Here is a 21,271-nt window from a genome sequence, read left to right on the forward strand (position 1 = left end):
ATCGCTTCCATCCCTCACGCAAACCACTGTGCACTGCTGTTTATTTTCACTACTATAAATGAAATAAAAAAACAACTTTTATCTCATCCAGTCATTAACTTGACTAAACGAAATAGCAAAGGAAATTAAGAAGATATAGTGCAAATCTCTGCGTATACTTTTGCAACACTAGATTATGGCAAATTCTAATTGCTATTCTTTTTTATAAAATCGCTTATCTCATCAAAACGATGGCTCCACGGAAAAAAATATTGCACAACCATCGGAATGTGTTTTTTATTCAAATAAATTGGACTCACTTCGGGTTGAAACGGTTGTAAAGCTTTCAAAAAATTAGCATTTCCTTCTTTAATAGAAGTATAGGTTTTCTTGCCAACATAAATTAAGAGCGGCGGCGTATTTTTATCAATAAAATAAATAGGCGAAGCGTCTTTCCAATTTTCAGGATTGGCAGTCCAAGTAGCCAAATAATCGTTCTCCTTCGTCGGCGGAATTTTCGTTAAGTAACTCTCCATATCCAATCCTGCAGCATCATTTAAAATTATTCCCGAAACTGTTTTCGGATCAATTCCGTATTTCGAATTCATAACTGCTAGCGCTCCTAATTGACCTCCTGCAGAATGTCCCGATATAAAAATGTGTTTAGCATTCCCTTTGTATTCTTTACTATGCGCTTGCGTCCACTTAATTACAGCAGCAATTTGTTCGGTCATTTCGTTATAGTTAGCCGCGGGACTTAACGTATAATCTGGAATAACAGTAATAATACCTTTTTTCGCAAAATTTCTACCTAGTAAATTATAAGTGCTCCTTTTTCCGCTATTCCAATTCCCGCCATGAACAAAGATTAAAACTGGAGCATCAAACTTAATATTCTTCGGAACAAAAATATTCAACTTCGGTGTCGCAGTTTCTTGAGGTATTGGAGCAGTAAAATACGGCTGACCTGTAATTTTTGTAGAACTACAGCCAACTATTGTAAGAGCAAAGGTCACTATCAAAAGATAAAAAAAGTAACGCATATTTTTTTTATAAATGTATTAAATAAATTCTTGAGCATGATTCGCAAAATCAAGAGAAACGCATAAACGGAATAATTTTATATTAATTTTTTTATAGTCGTTTTTTAATAAAATTAGATAAACAAGTGCCAATCTTTCAAGAATTACTTTTCTGTAATACAACTTTCACTAGTGTTATTAAGAAAAAAAACATACAACTCTTACAAAAATAAAGATCACGAATCGACCTTTATTTTTTAACGCACTCACCATTAATCTTATAAAAAGCTGTTGCAGCATTCCGCGTCGCTTTTGGTTAGCCGTTTAATCTTATTTTACTAGATTTGCGTTCCTAAAAAAATTGATAACAAACAAATATTTAATACCAAACCCCATCTAACCTACATTTTATGACTCTTAGAAAATTACTTTTTTCACTTCTTATTTTAGTGGCTACTTCTACTTTTGCACAAATCAAAGTCGATCAAATCGAAGTGAACAATAAAACACGCTTTATTACTACAGTTATTGGATATCCTATTTCGGGCACGTATCTTTTTAACAATAAAAAAGAACCTGTAATTCAACTTAACGAAAATGGAAGTGGAATCTTTCAGTTGCACGACAAACCACAAACTGCTATGACTTGGGGAATTGAATGTTCAAACATCGGTATTCCGCATATCACCGAAGGATTTAATAGTGCCGTCTATCCGCTTTGGTACAAAAATGATGGAGAAGACAATTGGAATGAGGTGCAATATTCGATACATTTTAGTAAGATGAAAATGTTTATCTTGGGAGAACGGGTAAAAAGCTACACAGAAGAAGAGTTGAACGCAAATACAGCGAACCTAAAAAACAAATTAAAGTAGCAATATGATTTAAAAAACCTTCAGAATTTTATCTCATCAACAAATAATTAACTTTAAATTCGATAGTTTTTGGTGCTTTTTGCCAATGCCGCTAAATTTTTCTTTTTATTGTTAGAAAAATAACAATTATCGTTAATTTTATTTAATTTGCAATCCAAATCTAATACTTCATGCTATGGTTACAATTACAAGACTTTTTGATTTCCCATATTATCAAAAAGAAAAATACAACAAACAAGACGCCTTAGTAACCAAACAGAATGGAGTTTGGGAGAAAACATCTACCGACGAATATATTGCAAAAGCAAACGCTATATCTAGAGGTTTGCTTAAAATGGGCGTGCAAAAAGATCAAAAAATTGCTTTAATTACCTCAAATAACAGAACTGAATGGCATATTATGGACATTGGAGTGCTTCAAACAGGAGCGCAAACGGTGCCGATTTATCCAACAATTTCTGCCGACGATTACGAATACATTTTAAATCATAGCGAAAGTTCGTATGTATTTGTTTCTGATGAAGAAGTGTTTAACAAAGTGATGGAAATTAAAGACAAAGTTTCTTCTTTAAAAGAAGTTTATTCCTTTAACAAAATTGCTGGTTGTAAAAACTGGACAGAAGTAGTAGACTTAGGTAAAGATGAGAGCAACCAACCAGAAGTAGAAGCATTGAAAGACAGTATTAAAACTGATGATATGGCTACTATTATTTATACTTCTGGAACAACAGGACGCCCAAAAGGTGTCATGTTGTCGCACCAAAATATCGTTAGTAATGTACTAAATAGCGCCACTAGAATTCCGTTTGAAGCTGGTAATAGTGTCGCATTGAGTTTCTTACCTATTTGTCATATTTTTGAACGCATGATTTTATATTTATACCAATATTATGGTGTATCTGTTTATTTTGGTGAATCTATCGAAAAGATTAGCGACAACTTAAAAGAAGTTCGTCCGACTGTGATGACAGCAGTACCGAGACTTTTAGAAAAAGTATACGACAAAATATATACGAAAGGAGCTGAGTTAACTGGTATCAAGAAAAAATTGTTTTTTTGGGCTATCGACTTAGGATTAAGATATGAACCGTACGGAGCAAATGGTGCTTGGTACGAATTTCAACTTTCCATTGCCCGTAAACTTATTTTCAGTAAATGGAAAGAAGGTTTGGGTGGAAACCTAGATTTAATGGTCTCTGGTAGTGCCGCTTTGCAAACTCGTTTGTCTCGCGTTTTTGCTGCAGCCGAAATTCCAGTTATGGAGGGCTACGGTTTATCTGAAACTTCTCCAGTAATTGCGGTAAACGATCAAAGGAACAAAGGTTTTAGAGTGGGAACCGTTGGTAAAATTATTCCGAATGTAGAAGTTAAAATTGCTGCTGATGGAGAAATTTTATGCAAAGGACCAAACGTCATGTTGGGCTACTTTAAAGACCCCGAAAAAACTGCTGAAGCAATTATAGACGGCTACTTTCACACGGGAGACATAGGAGAAATAGATAAAGATGGTTTCTTAAAAATTACCGATCGTAAAAAGGAAATGTTTAAAACTTCGGGTGGGAAATATATTGCGCCTCAGATGATTGAAAATATGATGAAACAATCTCGTTTCATTGAGCAAATTATGGTTATTGGTGAAGGTGAAAAAATGCCAGCGGCTTTTATTCAACCTAATTTTGAGTTCGTAAAAGAATGGGCTAAAATTCATAAAATTCAAGTGGGTAAAACCAATGAAGAAATAGTTACGAATGAAAAAGTTATCGAACGAATTCAAGAAGAAATCAACGAAATAAATAAAAAATTCGGACATTGGGAGCAAGTAAAACGTTTTGAATTAACACCAGATGTTTGGTCTATTGAAGGCGGTCACTTGACTCCTACTTTAAAATTGAAGCGTAAAATCGTAAAAGAAATCTACAAGGGGCTGTATGACAAAATTTACATTCATAATTAAAAGTACTTGTTTGATATTAATACAAAAGGCTGTCCTATAAAGACAGCCTTTTTTTTTATGCCTACATTTTTTTGGGAGAGAAGCAATTTTAAAAAATAATCATGCAACTTCTTAAAAATAGATTTAACAATTATCTAACTGCAGGAATGCTCGTTAATCGAAAAATAAATGCTAAATTTCACTAAATTTCACACTTAAAATATTGAAAATCATTTTTTTTTCAACAAAACAAAAATTTTAAGTATTTTTATTATGCACGCATAGTATTTATTTAGTATATTTGAAATCGATATAGTTGTTTAAGCACTATAACGATCAAATAAGGTATAAACGAGTCCTTAAATTGTAATACCTAACGATAATACGTGCATAGATGAAAGAAAAAACAATAGACTATATACTGAGAGCAACTTGGCAAGCAGTTTCCCGGATGTACAATGAAGAAGCTTCAAAGTATGAAGCAACTATGGCCACAGGATTTGCATTGTTAAGTATTGACAAAGAAGTTGGGACACCTTCAACTGCCCTTGGACCACGCATGGGAATGGAAGCAACTAGTTTAACACGGACGTTAAAATCAATGGAAGACAAAGGTTTAATTGTACGTAAAAAAAATCCAACAGACGGAAGAGGTGTTTTAATATACTTAACGGAATTTGGAAAAGAAAAAAGAGAGTTATCTAAAAATACAGTTCTAAAATTTAATGAAACCATCAAACAAAATGTATCTCCTGAAAAATTGGAGCATTTTTTTGAAGTAGCAGAAATTATAAATGAACTGATCGCAGAGAAAAATATATTTACTCAGAAAGACAACGAAAGTGCCGCAATTGAATAAAATTGAGTAAAGCACTTTTTCCAATACAAAAAAATTAAAAAATACTTATGAAACGCACAATTAAAAAAGTTGCCGTAGTAGGATCCGGAATCATGGGTTCAGGAATCGCTTGCCATTTTGCAAACATTGGTGTGGAAGTTTTATTATTAGACATTATTCCGCGCGAATTAACAGATGCTGAAACTAAAAAAGGATTAACATTAGAAGATAAAGTAGTTCGCAATCGTTTAGTGAATGACCATTTAATGACGGCCTTAAAATCGAAGCCCTCTCCTATTTACAGTCAAAAATTTGCAAGCAGAATTACTACTGGAAATACAACTGATGACATGGCAAAGATTGCTGGTGTAGATTGGATTATTGAAGTAGTAGTTGAGCGATTGGATATTAAAAAATTGGTTTTTGACCAAATTGAGCAGTTCCGCAAGCCTGGAACCTTAATTACTTCAAATACTTCGGGAATTCCGATTCATTTTATGAGCGAAGGAAGAAGCGAAGATTTTCAAAAACACTTCTGCGGAACTCACTTTTTTAACCCAGCACGTTACTTAAAATTATTCGAAATAATTCCCGGACCACAAACTGCAACTGGAGTACTGGACTTTCTTACCATATACGGTGAAAAATTCTTAGGAAAAACGTCGGTTGTGGCTAAAGATACTCCAGCTTTTATTGGAAATAGAATTGGTATTTACGGCATTCAGAGTTTGTTTCATTTGGTAAAAGAGATGGGATTAACGATTGAAGAAGTGGATAAATTGACTGGTCCAGTAATTGGTCGACCAAAATCGGCTACTTTCCGTACGGTTGATGTGGTAGGTTTAGATACTTTGGTACATGTTGCCAACGGTATTTACGAAAACTGTCCGAACGACGAGCAACACGACTTATTTAAACTTCCTGATTTTGTAAACAAAATGATGGAAAATAAATGGTTGGGTAGTAAAAGCGGACAAGGTTTTTATAAAAAAGAAGGAAAAGAAATTCTTACCCTAGACTTAGATACTCTAGAATACCGTTCGGCTAAAAAAGCTTCTTTTGCAACTTTAGAATTAACTAAAACTATTGATAAACCAATTGATCGTTTTAAAGTTTTGGTTACTGGAAAAGACAAAGCAGGTGAATTTTACCGCAAGAGCTTCGCTGGAATGTTTGCTTATGTTTCTAATAGAATTCCTGAAATTTCAGACGAGGTATATAAAATTGACGATGCCATGAAAGCTGGTTTTGGATGGGAAAATGGTCCATTTGAAATCTGGGATGCTATTGGTGTTGAAAAGGGAATAGAAATGATGCAAGCAGAAGGTTTAGAGCCTGCTGTTTGGGTAACTAAAATGTTGGCTGCTGGTAATACAAGTTTTTACACCATCAAAGAAGGCGCAACTTATTTTTATAATATTCCTACGAAATTGCAAACTAAAGTTCCGGGACAAGATGCATTTATCATCTTGAACAACATTCGCGAAAGTAAAAAAGTGTGGAGCAATAGCGGTGCAATTATACAAGATTTAGGAGATGGAATTTTGAATTTAGAATTCCAATCTAAAATGAATACCATTGGTGGCGATGTTTTACAAGCTATTAACAAAGCAATCGATTTATCTGAAAAAGAATACCAAGGTTTGGTCATCGGAAATCAAGCAGCCAATTTCTCTGTTGGAGCCAACATTGGAATGATTTTTATGATGGCTGTTGAGCAAGAATATGATGAATTGAATATGGCGATCAAAATGTTCCAAGACACTATGATGCGCGTTCGTTACTCAGGAATTCCTGTTGTTGTAGCGCCACACGGAATGACCTTTGGTGGTGGTTGCGAAATGAGCTTGCATGCTGACAAAGTTATTGCAGCTGCAGAAACGTATATGGGATTAGTTGAATTTGGTGTTGGTGTGATTCCTGGTGGTGGTGGTTCTAAAGAACTAGCATTAAGAGCGTCTGACTTGTTTCATAAAAATGACGTGGAATTAAACGTTTTGCAAGAGTATTTCTTAACAATTGCAATGGCCAAGGTGTCGACTTCTGGCTATGAAGCTTTTGACACTGGACTTTTGCAACACGGTAAAGATTTAATTGTGGTTAACAAAGACCGTCAGATCGCTGAAGCTAAAAAGCACGCTTTGATTATGGCTGAAGCTGGTTACACACAACCAATTCGCAGAACGGATGTAAAGGTTTTAGGAAAACAAGCATTGGGAATGTTCTTAGTAGGAACAGACCAAATGGAAGCTGGAAAATACATTTCTGAACATGATAAAAAAATTGCCAATAAACTAGCTTATGTTATGGCTGGTGGCGATTTATCTGAGGCGTCATTTGTTTCTGAGCAATACTTATTAGACCTAGAACGTGAAGCTTTCTTGAGTTTGTGTACAGAAAGAAAAACATTAGAAAGAATTCAGCACATGTTAACGAAAGGGAAACCGTTGAGAAATTAATTATTTTAAATTATAAATGATGAATTTTAAATGATTTCGTATTACTTAAAATTCAACAAAATTTAAAATTTAAAATTCAAAATTTAAAATAGAAAAAATGAAAACAGCCTATATAGTAAAAGCATACAGAACAGCCGTGGGTAAAGCACCTAAAGGTGTGTTTAGATTCAAAAGACCTGATGAATTAGCTGCAGAGACCATTCAATATATGATGAATGAATTGCCTGATTTTGACAAAACAAGAATTGATGATGTGATGGTGGGTAACGCTATGCCTGAAGCAGAACAAGGTTTGAATGTCGCTCGTTTGATCTCGTTAATGGGATTGAAGATTGACGATGTTCCTGGCGTGACTGTAAACCGTTACTGCGCCTCTGGTTTAGAGACTATTGGTATGGCAACGGCAAAAATTCAATCAGGAATGGCGCATTGTATCATTGCTGGTGGTGCAGAAAGCATGAGTTATATTCCGATGGGTGGTTACAAACCAACACCAGATTATAAAGTTGCAAAAGCAGGAAATGAAGATTATTACTGGGGAATGGGTTTAACTGCTGAAGCGGTTGCTACGCAGTATAACGTGTCAAGAGAAGATCAAGATGAGTTTGCGTTCAACTCTCAAATGAAAGCGTTAAAAGCACAAGCAGATGGTAAATTTGACAAACAAATTGTTCCTATTACTGTAGAGCAAACTTTTATCAATGCAAATGGTAAAAAAGAAACCAAATCGTACGTAGTCAGCAAAGACGAAGGTCCGAGATTAGGAACTACGCTTGAAGGTTTAGCTGGATTGCGTGCCGTATTTGCTGACGGTGGAAGTGTAACTGCTGGTAATTCTTCACAAATGAGTGATGGTGCTGCTTTTGTTTTGGTGATGAGTGAAGAAATGGTAAAAGAATTGAATCTTGAACCAATTGCGCGCTTGGTCAACTTTGCATCTTCGGGTGTAGAGCCAAGAATTATGGGTATCGGTCCTGTAAAAGCAATTCCGAAAGTATTGAAACAAGCTGGAATGTCTTTGAATGATATCGAATTATTTGAATTGAACGAAGCCTTTGCCTCACAATCTTTAGCTGTTATTCGTGAATTAGGGTTAAATCCTGATATCGTAAACGTAAACGGTGGAGCAATTGCGTTAGGACATCCATTAGGATGTACTGGAGCGAAACTTTCGGTTCAATTATTTGATGAAATGAAACGCAGAGGAAATAAATACGGAATTGTAACTATGTGCGTAGGAACTGGACAAGGAGCTGCAGGGATTTATGAGGTTCTTTAAAATTATTTTGAATTTTAAATTTTAAATTTCAAATTAAGATGAAGGAAAACATAATTGCTACAAAGACATTTGATTTTGCACTTTCAATTGTAAATCTTTTTATTCTTCTTAAAAAGGAAAATGAATTTATAATCTCAAAGCAAATTTTAAGATCAGCAACAAGTATTGGTGCCAATGTCGAAGAAGCTATCGCTGCTCAATCGAGAAACGATTTTATTCATAAAATGTCAATTGCTTCCAAAGAAGCACGAGAAACAAAATACTGGTTACGACTTTTAGATAAATCTGAACTTACATCAATTGAAATGAATATATATATTATTGAAATTGAACATATTATAAATATTATTACCAAAATAATTAAAACATCACAAGAGTCCAAATAATTTAAAATTTAAAATTCAAAATTTAAAAAAATAAGGCAATGAGCGACAATCAAACTAGAGGAGGACAATTCCTTGTAAAAGAAACCAAATGCGAAGATGTCTTCACTCCTGAAGATTTTTCTGAAGAGCAATTAATGATGCGTGACTCTGTAAAAGAGTTTGTTGACAAAGAACTATGGGCACACAAAGATCGTTTTGAGAAAAAGGATTACGCTTATACACAAGAATGTATGAAAAAAGCGGGCGAACTTGGTTTGCTAGGTGTTGCCGTTCCTGAAGCTTATGGTGGATTAGGAATGGGATTTGTATCTACCATGTTAGTATGCGATTACATTTCTGGCGCAACTGGATCGTTCTCGACTGCTTTTGGTGCGCACACAGGAATTGGTACTATGCCAATTACGTTGTACGGAACCGAGGAGCAAAAACAAAAATATGTACCTAAACTAGCAACAGGTGAATGGTTTGGAGCGTATTGTTTAACAGAACCAGGTGCTGGATCTGATGCTAATTCTGGAAAAACGAAAGCAGTTTTATCGGAGGATGGAAAATCTTATGCCATCTCTGGTCAAAAAATGTGGATTTCGAATGCAGGTTTCTGTAGTCTATTTATCGTTTTTGCACGTATCGGAGATGACAAAAATATTACTGGTTTCATCGTTGAAAATGATCCTAGTAATGGAATAACAATGAACGAAGAAGAGCATAAATTAGGAATTCGTGCTTCATCTACGCGTCAAGTTTTCTTTAATGACACCGTAGTTCCTGTAGAGAATATGTTGTCTGAAAGAGGAAATGGTTTTAAAATTGCGATGAATGCGTTAAATGTGGGTCGTATCAAATTGGCTGCTGCTTGTCTGGATGCTCAAAGAAGAGTAATCACAGAATCGGTTAAGTATGCGAATGAAAGACAACAATTCAACACTCCAATTGCACAATTTGGTGCTATTCGCTCTAAGTTAGCCGAAATGGCAACTAGTGCTTACGCAGGCGAAAGCGCTTCTTATAGAGCTGCAAAAAACATCGAAGACAGAATTGCTGATCGTGAAGCTGCTGGCGAAACGCATCAAGATGCAGAATTGAAAGGTGTGGAAGAATATGCTATCGAATGCTCTATATTAAAAGTAGCAGTTTCTGAAGACATTCAAAACTGTTCTGATGAAGGGATTCAGATCTTTGGTGGAATGGGATTCTCTGAAGACACACCAATGGAAAGTGCTTGGAGAGATGCTCGTATTGCACGTATTTACGAAGGTACAAACGAAATCAACAGAATGCTTTCTGTAGGAATGTTGATTAAAAAAGCAATGAAAGGTCACGTTGATTTATTAGGGCCTGCTACAAAAGTAGGTGAAGAATTAATGGGAATTCCATCTTTTTACACGCCTGATTACTCTGAATTATTTGCAGAAGAAAAAGAGATGATCACAAAATTGAAAAAAGTCTTTTTAATGGTTGCTGGTAGTGCGGTACAAAAATACGGTACAGAATTAGATTCGCACCAACAAATATTAATGGCTGCTTCTGATATTTTGATCGAAATCTACATGGCAGAAAGTACTATTCTTAGAACTGAAAAACTAGCCAAAAAAGACGGCGAAGCAAAAGTGAAAGAACAAATCGCAATGGCTCAATTGTACTTGTACGAAGCAGTTGATATCATCACACAAAAAGGTAAAGAAGCAATTGTTTCTTTTGCTGAAGGTGATGAACAACGCATGATGCTAATGGGATTAAAACGTTTTACTAAATATGCCAATATGCCAAACGTAGTTGGTTTACGAGAAATTATTACATCAAAATTAGTTGCAGAAAATACATACTGTTTCTAACGTTAAAGATAGTTTTTAGCTAATTTTAATTTGTTTAAAACCGCATTGTCCCGAAAACAATGCGGTTTTTTTGCACCTATACCTTTGTAATGCGGCTAAATACATTAAAAACACCTATATTTAAGGTTCTAAAAACTAAAAACTCTTAAAAAATGAAAAATTGCAAAAAAATTGCATTGGTGTTCTTCTGCTTATTTTTGGGACAAGCGTATGCCCAAAAAACCAAATCTATTGATGTTATTGCTTACTATACAGGCGACGACAAAGTAATCGAACAGTATGATGTTACTAAACTAACTCACATCATTTTTAGTTTCTGTCATTTAAAAGACGGCAAAATAAGCGTTGATTCTCCAAAGGACTCAATTACTATCAAACACTTGGTTGGATTAAAAGCTAAAAATCCAAATTTAAAGATCATGCTATCTCTTGGTGGTTGGGCTGGTTGTGAACCGTGCTCTGAAGCTTTTTCTACAGCTGAAGGCCGCAGTCTTTTTGCCAAATCGGTAAAAGAAGTAAATGATTATTTTAAAACGGATGGTATTGATTTAGATTGGGAATATCCTGCTATCGAAGGAATGCCTGGACATCCCTTTAAAGCGGACGATCGTACCAATTTCACTGAATTAGTTAAAATATTGCGTACAACATTAGGAAATACAAACGAACTAAGTTTTGCAGCGGGCGGTTTTCAAAAGTTCCTGGATGAATCTGTAGAATGGAAAATTATAATGCCATTACTAGATCGCGTTAATATTATGAGTTACGATTTAGTAAACGGCTATGCAACCGTAACAGGACACCAAGCTCCCTTATATAGTGGAAATAAAACAGCTGAATCTACAAATAAAGCTGTAGAATATTTACTGAAATTAGGAATTCCTAGTGACAAATTAGTTATTGGTGGTGCTTTTTACACTCGAATTTGGGAAAATGTAGCCAACGTAAATAATGGTTTATATCAAGCTGGAAATCATGTTGCCGGTATAACTTTTAAAAATTATGCTACGACGTTCACAGAAGCTAATGGTTGGAAATACTTTTGGGATAAAAATGCTAAGGCAGGATATTGGTATAACGCAAATGAGAAAAAGTTTGCAACTGGAGACGATATTTCTTCGATAATTGAAAAAACAGCTTACGCTAAAAAGAAAAAATTAGGCGGAATCATGTTTTGGGAATTGGTCTTAGATAGTCCACAAGACGGGATGCTGGATGCTATTTATAAAGAAAAAGTAAAAAAGTAACGTAAAAAAAATCCGAATCGCAGACGATTCGGATTTTTTTTTATTTTTATTTCCAATAAAGAAATAGTATTTCTATCTGACAACTACTCCGACTTCGATAAAGCTTGAATCTCACCAGTGTAACTTATCGTGCTTCGATTATTACTGCTAACAACAAGAGTGGCACTACCTTCAAAATAAACAGATAAAGTAAGTCTGAATGTATCGTTCTCACCTTTCACCGTAGTACTAATTAAGTAATACTTTTTCTTTTTTTCGACTGTATAGCTTTCGGATTTTCCTTTAAATTTTAAACCTCCATCTCCGCCATATCCAATGCTATACGCTCGTCCAAAATACGGCAAATAACTCTCAACCAAATCTGTTGTGTAAGTCACCGTATAATTTTCACCTTCGACATTGATATGTCTACTTGCCATAGGCTCCACAAAGCGAGCATAAAAAACAAAGTTTTGTGAATTAATTAAATCTGTTATTTGATTGACTGTAATTCCTCTTTGTTCGTCTTTCAGTACTCTCTTTGTTTTCTCTTGCGCGTTGTTTGAATTAATCAAAATAAAAAACACGAAAACTAACAGTCGAAATTTATTTTTCATCAGCAAATAATTCTAAAGAAATTACTTTTTGGTAAAGCGCATCATCGCCATCTCTCCTGTTTTAAAAGTCAGGGTTTTTCCATCAGCAGAAACCTCATAATGGTCAATTTTATTAATCGTACTCATAAAAAGTTGTTGCCCTTCTTGACCTTCCATACACATTTTTTTGGTCATAGCCATTGGACCTGTAAAATCAATTGCGCTTGCTTTTAATTTCAATTCACTGCTAAATAAATTGCAACTGTCATTACCCGAAACTAGATTTTGCTTCGTATCAAAAAACACTTCTGGTTTTTGCTCAGGATATAAACCTTGAAAAGCAATTCTTGGACCTGTAATGTAATTAAGTTCCCAAGTTCCATCTAACTGTGTAACTGGTTTAGCATCTGAACTTGTGCTTTTAGTACTTGTACAAGAAGCCAATACTACACATAACAATATCATTCTAAGGCTGTTTTTTAACATAATAAAAAAAATTAAATATTTAATAAATCGTCTTCTTCGTCGAAAACCTAATCTAAATTACACATAATATATTGGGTTAATTGTAAAATAAACTTAAAAATTTTAAATACTATTTGGGCACATTATTTATTTTTTTGCGTCAACTCTTGTAAAAATTTTAAACTAACTTTACCTATTATTCATTTTTTAAACTTGTAATTATGAGAAAAATATTAGTTTCGATTGCTATTTTAGGGGCATTTATGACTGGCTGTAAGACCAGTACAAAATCTAATGACACCAAAAAACTAACAATAGCGCTAGAACCAAAAAGTAATAGTATCGTTACTGGTACTGCTATTTTTACAGAAAAAGACGGAAAAGTTACTTTTGAAGCAAACATTTCGGGATTAACACCTGGTGTTCACGCTATTCATATACACGAAAAATCTGACTGTTCTGCGGCCGACGGAAGTTCTGCTGGCGGACATTGGAACCCAACTTTTCAAAATCATGGAAAATGGGGATCTGATTCTTACCATAAAGGAGACATAGGAAACTTTACTGCTGACGCAAATGGAAACGGAAAGATAACTCTAATTACAGACGAATGGTGTATTGGTTGCGGGGATGAGAAAAAAGACATATTAGGTAAAGGTCTAATTGTACATGAAGAACAAGATGATTTTACATCGCAGCCTGCAGGTAACGCAGGAGCGAGAGTAGCTTGTTCGGCAATCATAAAATAAATTATAATTTTAACCGTTTTATTTCTCAAAAATAAAACGGTTATTTATTTTAGTTGAATTGCAAAACCATAAAATACTATAACTTTGTAGTCTTAAATTAAAATTAATGATTAACCCTTCTAATTTTGGCTGGATTGACAAATTTTTTAGCGAACAAAAGTTTACTGCAGATTTTCTCAAGGAAACGCCGCTCTCTTACTACTTAAAAGTTAGAAGTACGGGTTTTATTTACGGACACATCATTGGTTTTGAAACCCCTAAACCAATAATTGCAAAAGGTTGGTTTAAAACTGAAATCTCTAAAATAGCGTTATTAAATACGTTGTTCGGAATGTATGCGCTGACAGAAAAAAGCGTTGACCATAAAGATTTTATCACAAAAGCATTGCATTTTTATCAGCAGATGAATCCCGAAGGATTTAATTTGTTCAAACTTATTTTACCCAAGAATTCGGATGCATTAACTTTAGAGAATATTATTAATGAGCGCGTTCAAACCAATGATAGTTTAATTAATAAAAGTTTCTCACACTTAGTGACTAATGCCTTATTATTTATTGATGTGTTGGCATTTCGTTCTTATTTAATTCATGGCGAATTACCCGAAAAATATTTTAAGAAAATAGAAGAAACAGTAATGAGCTTAGTCGCCATTGCTTTAAAAACAAAAACAATAAAATCAATTCATGATGATTTATTGATTAAATTATTTGAAGCGTCTATTCGATACAGCAAATTTTCTAAAGCAACAGTAGAAACAATAGAAACGTTGCAGTTCGATTATTTTACTAATGAATTAGAATATTATTATTTTATAGACATGGCCGGAATGGCGTTATGGAGCGATGGAAAAGTAGAAAACGAAGAAGCTTACTTTTTATATTCCTTAGCAAAAGTTATACAGGTATCTGACGAATTTGCAGCTATAAGTATCACAGATACCGACGCTTTTATAACAGAGCATCGCAAAAAAATTCCATATTTTAATTATTCTAATCCAGTTAAACACTTTTACGATCAAACCACCAAAAATGTTATTACGCTGGTGACACGCAATAAAAATCGTTTAGTAAAAGAAGTTATGGAAAGTAAAGAACTTATGGTGCTTCTTGCTTACTCTACAGTTCGCGATCTGGATCCCAAAGAAAAGAAAAAAGTGAGAAGACAATTGCTTGACATTTGCAAAACAATCCCCTCACTCACCATATTTTTATTACCAGGCGGGAGTTTATTACTACCGATTTTAATAAAATTTATTCCGCAGCTATTACCGTCTTCTTTCAATGAAAATCTAGATGATTCAGAATAAAAAAAATCGCCGATTGGCGATTTTTCTATTTATAATTTTAGCTGATACACTTCATCTAGTTCGTCGTTTGAACTAATATTTACTTCTAAATCGGTTACATAACCTGAATTTAATCCGTAAACCCAACCGTGCAACATCAAATCTTGCCCATTCTTCCAAGCGTTTTGCACAATTGAAGTTTTGGCCAAATCAAAAACTTGCTCTTTTGCGTTTACTTCTACAAACGCATTAAATCGTTCAGTCTCATCTTCGATAGCATCTAAAAACTTATCATGCAAACGATATACAGTTTTAATATGGCGGATCCAGTTGTCAATAATGCCAATAGATTGATTTCCCATAGCAGCTTTTACGCCACCGCAACCATAGTGACCGCATACAATAACGTGCTTTACTTTTAAAACATTAACCGCATAATCTAACACACTCAACATATTCATATCGGTATGTATCACCATATTGGCAATGTTTCGGTGTACAAAAACTTCTCCCGATTTAGCTCCGATAATTTCGTTGGCAGGAACTCGACTGTCCGAGCATCCAATCCACAATAAGGGTGGCGTTTGTCCTTTTGCTAAATGCGAAAAAAAATCAGGATCCTTTTCAAGTGTTTCTAAAACCCACTGTTTATTGTTATCTAACATTTTCTTATAAAAATCGATCATTGGCTCAGTTGATTATTTATTTTTAATTGAAGTTTTATCTTGTATCAATAGGACTTATAAAAGGACAAAATAAAAAGAAAAAACATATACATTTTTATATTCTCCTTTTTCTAAAGAAATCGTCGATTAGTAATTTAGCCCTGTTGCAAAAATAATACTTATTACAACATCACACAGTGCTTATTTTTAGAAATCTGTAACAACAATAGCAATAAGAGTTACTAAAAAAGACATACATACCAATTATTTTTATCTAATTAATTTTTAAAGCTGCTGTATTATTACTGATTAGCAGAAAAAAAGTTCTGCAAAATTATGGTTATTATGCAAAAAAAACTCGACTGATACATTTTATATCAGTCGAGTTTTTTTCTATTTTTGGAAATTTTACAAATCTTTTTCCAACCAAGCGTTCATCATCCACACTGTTTTTTCTTGTTCAGCAATAAAATCACTCATCATAGAGTTCGTTCCTTCGTCGTTAATTTCGTCCGATTTATTTAATATTGTTCGTTCTATCTTCAATAAGTCAGTTAGAGAGTTAACAATTAACTGCACTGCCTTTTCGTCTTGAGATATATTTTTACCTACTGCCATTTTGTTGTTTGACATATAATCTTCAAATGTATGCAACGGCGTACCACCTACAGTCAGTACACGCTCTGCGATCATATCAATTTTTAGTTGCGCATCACCGTATAATTCTTCAAACTTTACATGTAACTCAAAGAAGCGTTTCCCTCTAATATTCCAATGAATTCCTCTTAAATTTTGATAATACACTTGAAAATTAGCTAAAAGCACATTTAGCTCTTTTACCATTTCTTCTGATTCTTTAACGGGTAACCCTAAAATATTGGTTTTCATAGTATTTCACTTATTTTGTATTAATAATAGTAAATTTAACGAAACCCCTTTGAAAAAACTATAAATAAAAGTTATATTTTCTTATTTTTGTATCACAAAATACTATCAAAATGACTATTACACAATTACAATATGTATTAGCTGTTGCTGAACATAGAAATTTTACGTTGGCTGCCGAAAAATGTTTCGTTACACAACCGACATTAAGTATGCAAATACAAAAAATCGAAGAAGAGCTAAGTATCTTAATTTTTGATCGAAGTAAAAAGCCCATTCAAGTAACCGAGATCGGGGAAAAAATTGTAAATCAGGCGAAGAAGATAGTTAGTGAAGCCGATAGAATTAAAGATATTGTAGAACAACAAAAAGGTTTTATTGGTGGTGACTTCCGGCTAGGAATAATTCCAACAATCATGCCTACACTGCTACCGATGTTTCTAAGTAATTTTGTAAAAAAGTATCCGAAGGTAAAACTCTTAATCGAAGAATTAAATACCGACGAAATAATTCTAAAACTTAAAAACGGACATTTGGATGCTGCAATAGCAGCCACACCGTTAGAAGATGAAAAGATCAAAGAAATTGTATTGTATTTTGAACCATTTGTAGCTTACATACCCGAAAATCATTCAAACTTTCAGAAAAAAGAAATTACCATTAATGATTTAGATGTAAGCGAAATTTTGCTGCTGCAAGATGGACATTGTTTTAGAGACGGTATTTTAAATTTATGCAAAAATGCATCTGCAAACGAAAAAAGTTCCTTTCAAATTGAAAGCGGAAGTTTTGAAACTTTAATAAAATTAGCAGACGAAGGTTTAGGAACCACGTTGTTACCGTATTTACATACATTAGACCTCAAGGAAAAAGACAAATTAAAACTCCGCCATTTTGCAGAGCCAAAACCTGCAAGAGAAGTAAGTTTAATTTACCCTAAAAGTGAATTAAAAATGCACATTATTGATGCTTTACGAAGTACAATTGCTGGCGTGGTTAAAGGTGCGATTGTATTTCAAAATGTTCAAATCATTAGTCCCTTGCCGAAGAAAAACTAAATTATTTATTCATAACATTTATAAAATAATAAACCCGATAATCCTAAAATTATCGGGTTCGCTATTAAATGTAGAGCTGTAATTTTTAGTTTTACATCTCCAAATAGTAACTCTTTACAACTATAATCTTGGATCTGTAAAGTTATTTACCTCATCCATGGTCATTTCTAACGCTTTTGCAACGCCTTCACCATAAGCAGGATCGGCTTTACAACAGTTTCTGATATGACGTATTTGAATAAATTTTTGTGCATTTCCAACTTGATTGGCTGTATTGTGAAATAACAATTGTTTTTTCTCTTCTGTTAACAAACGAAATAACAAACCAGGTTGTGTAAAATAATCAGCATCATCTTCACGGAAGTTGTACGCGTACGCATCTCCACTTAATTCTAATGGCGGCTCTTTGTGCTCTGGTTGTTCGTTCCACAATCCAAAACTATTAGGTTCGTAATGCTTTTTAGCTCCTTGATTTCCATCTACTCTCATGGCTCCATCTCGATGAAAAGTATTGTACGGACATTTAGGTGCATTTACTGGAATTTGGTAATTATTAACTCCTAATCGATAACGCTGTGCATCTCCGTATGAAAACAAACGTCCTTGTAGCATTTTATCAGGAGAGAAACCAATACCAGGAACAATATGTGCGGGATTAAAAGCGGCTTGTTCTACTTCGGCAAAATAATTTTGCGGGTTTCTGTTCAATTCAAATTCACCAACCGGAATTAAAGGAAAATCAGATTTTAACCAAACCTTAGTTAAGTCAAAAGGATGAAACTTATACGTTTTCGCTTCTTCTTCGGTCATGATTTGAACAAACATTTTCCATTTTGGAAAATTTTCTTTATCAATTGCTTCAAATAAATCTCTTTGATGGCTTTCGCGATCACTACCCACTAACTTTGCAGCTTCCTCATCCGAATAATTTTCAATTCCTTGTTGTGATCTAAAATGAAATTTTACCCAGTGTCTCTCGTTTTGTGCATTTATAAAGCTAAACGTGTGACTTCCAAAACCATGCATTTGACGGTAGGATTTCGGAATACCTCGATCACTCATTACAATAGTAACCTGATGCAGAGCTTCGGGCAACAAAGTCCAGAAATCCCAGTTATTGTCGGCACTTCTTAAATTAGTTTGTGGATCTCTTTTAACTGCGTGATTCAAATCGGGAAATTTCATTGGATCTCTAAAAAAGAAAACTGGTGTGTTATTTCCAACTAAATCCCAATTACCTTCTTCGGTATAAAATTTCATAGAAAAACCACGAATGTCACGTTCGGCATCTGCCGCTCCACGCTCTCCTGCTACGGTTGAAAAACGAGTAAACATTTCGGTCTTTTTACCAATCTCCGAAAATATCTTTGCCTTAGTATATTTGGTAATATCATGAGTAACGGTAAAAGTACCATACGCACCAGAACCTTTGGCATGCATGCGTCGCTCAGGTATAACCTCACGATCAAAATGAGCCATTTTCTCTAGAAACCAAAAGTCTTGTAACATAACTGGTCCACGAGGGCCAGCAGTCATCGTATTTTGATTGTCAGGAACAGGCGTTCCTGTTGCTGTAGTAAGTTTGTCGTTCGTATTCATAATATTGATTTTTTACTGTTGTATCAAATGTAGTTAGATATTTGATCGCTATTAATAAATAAAATTGATTATTATTATATTTTGATAGTAAAAATTTATTATTGCTCGTGTATAAGTATTTAATCATCAAATTATAATTGTTAACGAATCTTCAACAAACTAATAACATAACCTTAACAGCAAGACATATATAATAGTTGGATATTTGCAGTGTAATAAACTGGTTATTTATTATTTTGGTTTTGGTTAGTTAAATGATTGCCCGCAAATCTTCACAGAATTGCGGGCTTTTTTTTGGTGAAAACCCCAACATTTAACCTTCTAGTCCCAGTCGCTGATGCATTTGCTTAAAGTATGGAAGTGCTTTTACTAAACGACTCCCAAACCAAGAAAACATTTCTCCATCTACAAATATAGTTTTGGCGTGATGCGTAAAGCGTCCAATTTCTATAGCATCTTCTTCCTTAAATGGATACGGTTCTGACGAAAGTAAAATAACTGCAGGATCACCTTCTTTCTCCATTTTTTCGAGATCTATTTCAGGATACCTGCCTTTGTTCTCGTAAATATTAGTAAAGTGATTTAATTTTAGTAATTCAGTAATGTAATTAGAAGAACCTGCGACCATGTACGGCTGTTTCCAAATAAAATAAGCAGATCTTCGAATTGGAAAGTCTTCAATGAATTTCTTAAAATCTTCTAATCCGTACGCAATTTTATCATTCCACTTTTGCGCTTCGGTCCTTCTATTAAATATTTGACCAAAATCACTGATCATCTGAAAATTATCTTCGATAGTCAAAACATCGGTTACCCAAACGATGCAAATTTCTCTCAGACTTTCAACAATTTCCTTGGTATTTTCTTCTTTGTTACAAATGATGATGTCAGGCTGTAGCAATCTGATTTTTTCTAAATGTATTTTTTTTGTTCCACCAACGCTTTTCTTGGTCGATTTGAGGTGATAGGGATGTACACAGAACTTAGTAATGCCGACAATTTGATCTTCTAAACCTAAATCATACAACAGCTCTGTCTGAGAAGGAACCAATGATATAATTCGTTTTGGCGTCTTATCGAAAGTATGTAAAGTACCGATTTGATCTGTTAATTCTTTCAAGAGTATTTTTTAATTTTATCTGTAATTTAAATTTTGATTTTAAAACCAATATTTAATCTATCTATAATTCATGATCATTTCCATTTCCTGCTGCACTTTCAATGCCTCTTCTCTTGCTTTTTGTGCAAAATCAGTTCCATTTGAAGCATATATAATCGCTCGCGCTGAATTAACTAATAAGCCAATTTTATCAGTCATTCCGTATTTACACACTTCAGCCAAGCTTCCGCCTTGAGCGCCAATTCCTGGAACTAATAAAAAACTATCGGGAACAATTTTTCTAATTTCTGCAAAATATTCTGCTTTGGTTGCACCAACGACATACATTAAATTTTGACTGTTATTCCATGTTTTAGAGGTTTCCAACACATGTTTATACAGTTCTTTTCCGTCAATAAGTTTCGTCTGAAAATCAAATGCTCCTTCGTTTGAAGTCAATGCCAACATAATTGTATGTTTATCTTGAAATGCCAAGAAAGGTTCTACAGAATCTTTACCCATATAAGGTGCGACCGTAACGCTATCAAAACTTAGATCTTCAAAAAATGCTTTGGCATACATACTTGATGTATTGCCAATATCACCACGTTTGGCGTCGGCAATGGTAAAAATAGTAGGATAATTTTCGTTGATATAGGTAATCGTCTTTTGCAAAGACATCCAACCTTTTAACCCATACGCTTCAAAAAACGCAGTGTTGGGTTTGTAGGCTACTGCTAGATCATGCGTCGCATCGATTATCGCTTTGTTGAAGTCGAAAATAGGATCTTCTGTACGTAATAAATGAGTTGGAAGCTTAGTTAAATCAGGATCTAATCCAACGCATAAAAATGATTTTTTTTGAAGTATTTGTTCGTGAAGTTGTTGTGTAGTCATGTTTTACTATAAAAAATTGTTTAGCAAAATTACAAAAATATAAGTAATGAAAAAGGATCAATATTGAATTCCTATAACATCTAGATTAAATTGTGTAAAGCATTAAGTGTTATGTATTTCTACCTTTGAAAAACAACATTC

General features: G+C 34.1%; 19 protein-coding genes. 11 read left to right on the forward strand and 8 right to left on the reverse strand.

The window, feature by feature from the left end; all coding sequences use genetic code 11:
• Positions 1-185: 185 nt before the first annotated feature.
• Positions 186-1,022, reverse strand: a complete 837-nt coding sequence (locus AP058_RS09485; protein ID WP_066309759.1) for an alpha/beta hydrolase — start codon at positions 1,020-1,022, stop codon at positions 186-188.
• Between the two features lie 389 nt (positions 1,023-1,411).
• On the opposite strand from AP058_RS09485, the gene AP058_RS09490 reads away from it, so the two are divergent.
• The 8 genes from AP058_RS09490 to AP058_RS09525 all read left to right on the forward strand — a co-directional run bounded on the left by AP058_RS09490 (position 1,412) and on the right by AP058_RS09525 (position 11,850).
• Positions 1,412-1,876 (forward strand): hypothetical protein, encoded by a 465-nt coding sequence (locus AP058_RS09490; RefSeq protein WP_066309762.1) that lies wholly within the window; start codon positions 1,412-1,414, stop codon positions 1,874-1,876.
• Positions 1,877-2,051: 175 nt separating this feature from the next.
• A complete protein-coding gene (locus AP058_RS09495; protein ID WP_066309765.1) occupies positions 2,052-3,830 on the forward strand; it encodes a long-chain fatty acid--CoA ligase in 1,779 nt (592 codons plus the stop codon).
• Between the two features lie 373 nt (positions 3,831-4,203).
• Complete coding sequence (locus AP058_RS09500; protein WP_066309767.1) at positions 4,204-4,668, forward strand: MarR family winged helix-turn-helix transcriptional regulator; 465 nt, start codon at positions 4,204-4,206, stop codon at positions 4,666-4,668.
• 47 nt (positions 4,669-4,715) lie between these two features.
• A complete protein-coding gene (locus AP058_RS09505; protein WP_066309769.1) occupies positions 4,716-7,106 on the forward strand; it encodes a 3-hydroxyacyl-CoA dehydrogenase/enoyl-CoA hydratase family protein in 2,391 nt (796 codons plus the stop codon).
• A 97-nt stretch (positions 7,107-7,203) separates the two neighbouring features.
• A complete protein-coding gene (locus AP058_RS09510; protein WP_066309771.1) occupies positions 7,204-8,385 on the forward strand; it encodes an acetyl-CoA C-acyltransferase in 1,182 nt (393 codons plus the stop codon).
• A gap of 38 nt (positions 8,386-8,423) precedes the next feature.
• Positions 8,424-8,771 (forward strand): four helix bundle protein, encoded by a 348-nt coding sequence (locus AP058_RS09515; protein WP_066309774.1) that lies wholly within the window; start codon positions 8,424-8,426, stop codon positions 8,769-8,771.
• A gap of 38 nt (positions 8,772-8,809) precedes the next feature.
• The gene (locus AP058_RS09520; protein ID WP_066309777.1) at positions 8,810-10,603 is read left to right on the forward strand and encodes an acyl-CoA dehydrogenase family protein; all 1,794 of its coding nucleotides are present in this window, start codon (positions 8,810-8,812) and stop codon (positions 10,601-10,603) included.
• Between the two features lie 152 nt (positions 10,604-10,755).
• On the forward strand, positions 10,756-11,850 hold the full coding sequence (locus AP058_RS09525; protein WP_066309780.1) for a glycoside hydrolase family 18 protein: 1,095 nt from the start codon (positions 10,756-10,758) through the stop codon (positions 11,848-11,850).
• A gap of 83 nt (positions 11,851-11,933) precedes the next feature.
• Here AP058_RS09525 and AP058_RS09530 read toward each other — a convergent pair whose 3' ends face one another.
• Together AP058_RS09530 and AP058_RS09535 are read right to left on the reverse strand one after the other, a co-directional pair.
• Positions 11,934-12,446: a DUF4251 domain-containing protein gene (locus AP058_RS09530; RefSeq protein ID WP_066309782.1), complete on the reverse strand. Its 513-nt coding sequence runs from the start codon at positions 12,444-12,446 to the stop codon at positions 11,934-11,936.
• A 21-nt stretch (positions 12,447-12,467) separates the two neighbouring features.
• The gene (locus AP058_RS09535; RefSeq protein ID WP_231739623.1) at positions 12,468-12,890 is read right to left on the reverse strand and encodes an META domain-containing protein; all 423 of its coding nucleotides are present in this window, start codon (positions 12,888-12,890) and stop codon (positions 12,468-12,470) included.
• 221 nt (positions 12,891-13,111) lie between these two features.
• Here AP058_RS09535 and AP058_RS09540 point away from each other — a divergent pair, with 221 nt between their 5' ends.
• Complete coding sequence (locus AP058_RS09540; RefSeq protein ID WP_066309788.1) at positions 13,112-13,639, forward strand: superoxide dismutase family protein; 528 nt, start codon at positions 13,112-13,114, stop codon at positions 13,637-13,639.
• A gap of 106 nt (positions 13,640-13,745) precedes the next feature.
• Positions 13,746-14,948, forward strand: coding sequence for an LETM1-related biofilm-associated protein (locus AP058_RS09545; RefSeq protein ID WP_066309791.1), 1,203 nt, complete (start codon positions 13,746-13,748; stop codon positions 14,946-14,948).
• A 29-nt stretch (positions 14,949-14,977) separates the two neighbouring features.
• Here AP058_RS09545 and can read toward each other — a convergent pair whose 3' ends face one another.
• Positions 14,978-15,613, reverse strand: a complete 636-nt coding sequence (gene can, locus AP058_RS09550) for a carbonate dehydratase (RefSeq protein ID WP_066309793.1) — start codon at positions 15,611-15,613, stop codon at positions 14,978-14,980.
• Between the two features lie 387 nt (positions 15,614-16,000).
• On the reverse strand, positions 16,001-16,480 hold the full coding sequence (locus AP058_RS09555; RefSeq protein WP_066309796.1) for a Dps family protein: 480 nt from the start codon (positions 16,478-16,480) through the stop codon (positions 16,001-16,003).
• Between the two features lie 110 nt (positions 16,481-16,590).
• On the opposite strand from AP058_RS09555, the gene AP058_RS09560 reads away from it, so the two are divergent.
• Positions 16,591-17,535, forward strand: coding sequence for a LysR substrate-binding domain-containing protein (locus AP058_RS09560; protein WP_066309799.1), 945 nt, complete (start codon positions 16,591-16,593; stop codon positions 17,533-17,535).
• A gap of 120 nt (positions 17,536-17,655) precedes the next feature.
• Here the strand turns inward: AP058_RS09560 and AP058_RS09565 are convergent, their stop codons facing one another.
• The 3 genes from AP058_RS09565 to pyrF form a co-directional block, all read right to left on the reverse strand.
• Complete coding sequence (locus AP058_RS09565; RefSeq protein WP_066309802.1) at positions 17,656-19,134, reverse strand: catalase; 1,479 nt, start codon at positions 19,132-19,134, stop codon at positions 17,656-17,658.
• Between the two features lie 313 nt (positions 19,135-19,447).
• Complete coding sequence (locus tag AP058_RS09570; protein ID WP_066309804.1) at positions 19,448-20,254, reverse strand: ABC transporter substrate-binding protein; 807 nt, start codon at positions 20,252-20,254, stop codon at positions 19,448-19,450.
• Between the two features lie 57 nt (positions 20,255-20,311).
• A complete protein-coding gene (gene pyrF, locus AP058_RS09575; RefSeq protein ID WP_066309807.1) occupies positions 20,312-21,130 on the reverse strand; it encodes an orotidine-5'-phosphate decarboxylase in 819 nt (272 codons plus the stop codon).
• Between the last annotated feature and the right edge of the window lie 141 nt (positions 21,131-21,271).

Origin of the sequence: Flavobacterium sp. TAB 87 (assembly GCF_001529295.1) — a bacterium.
Lineage (GTDB): Bacteria > Bacteroidota > Bacteroidia > Flavobacteriales > Flavobacteriaceae > Flavobacterium.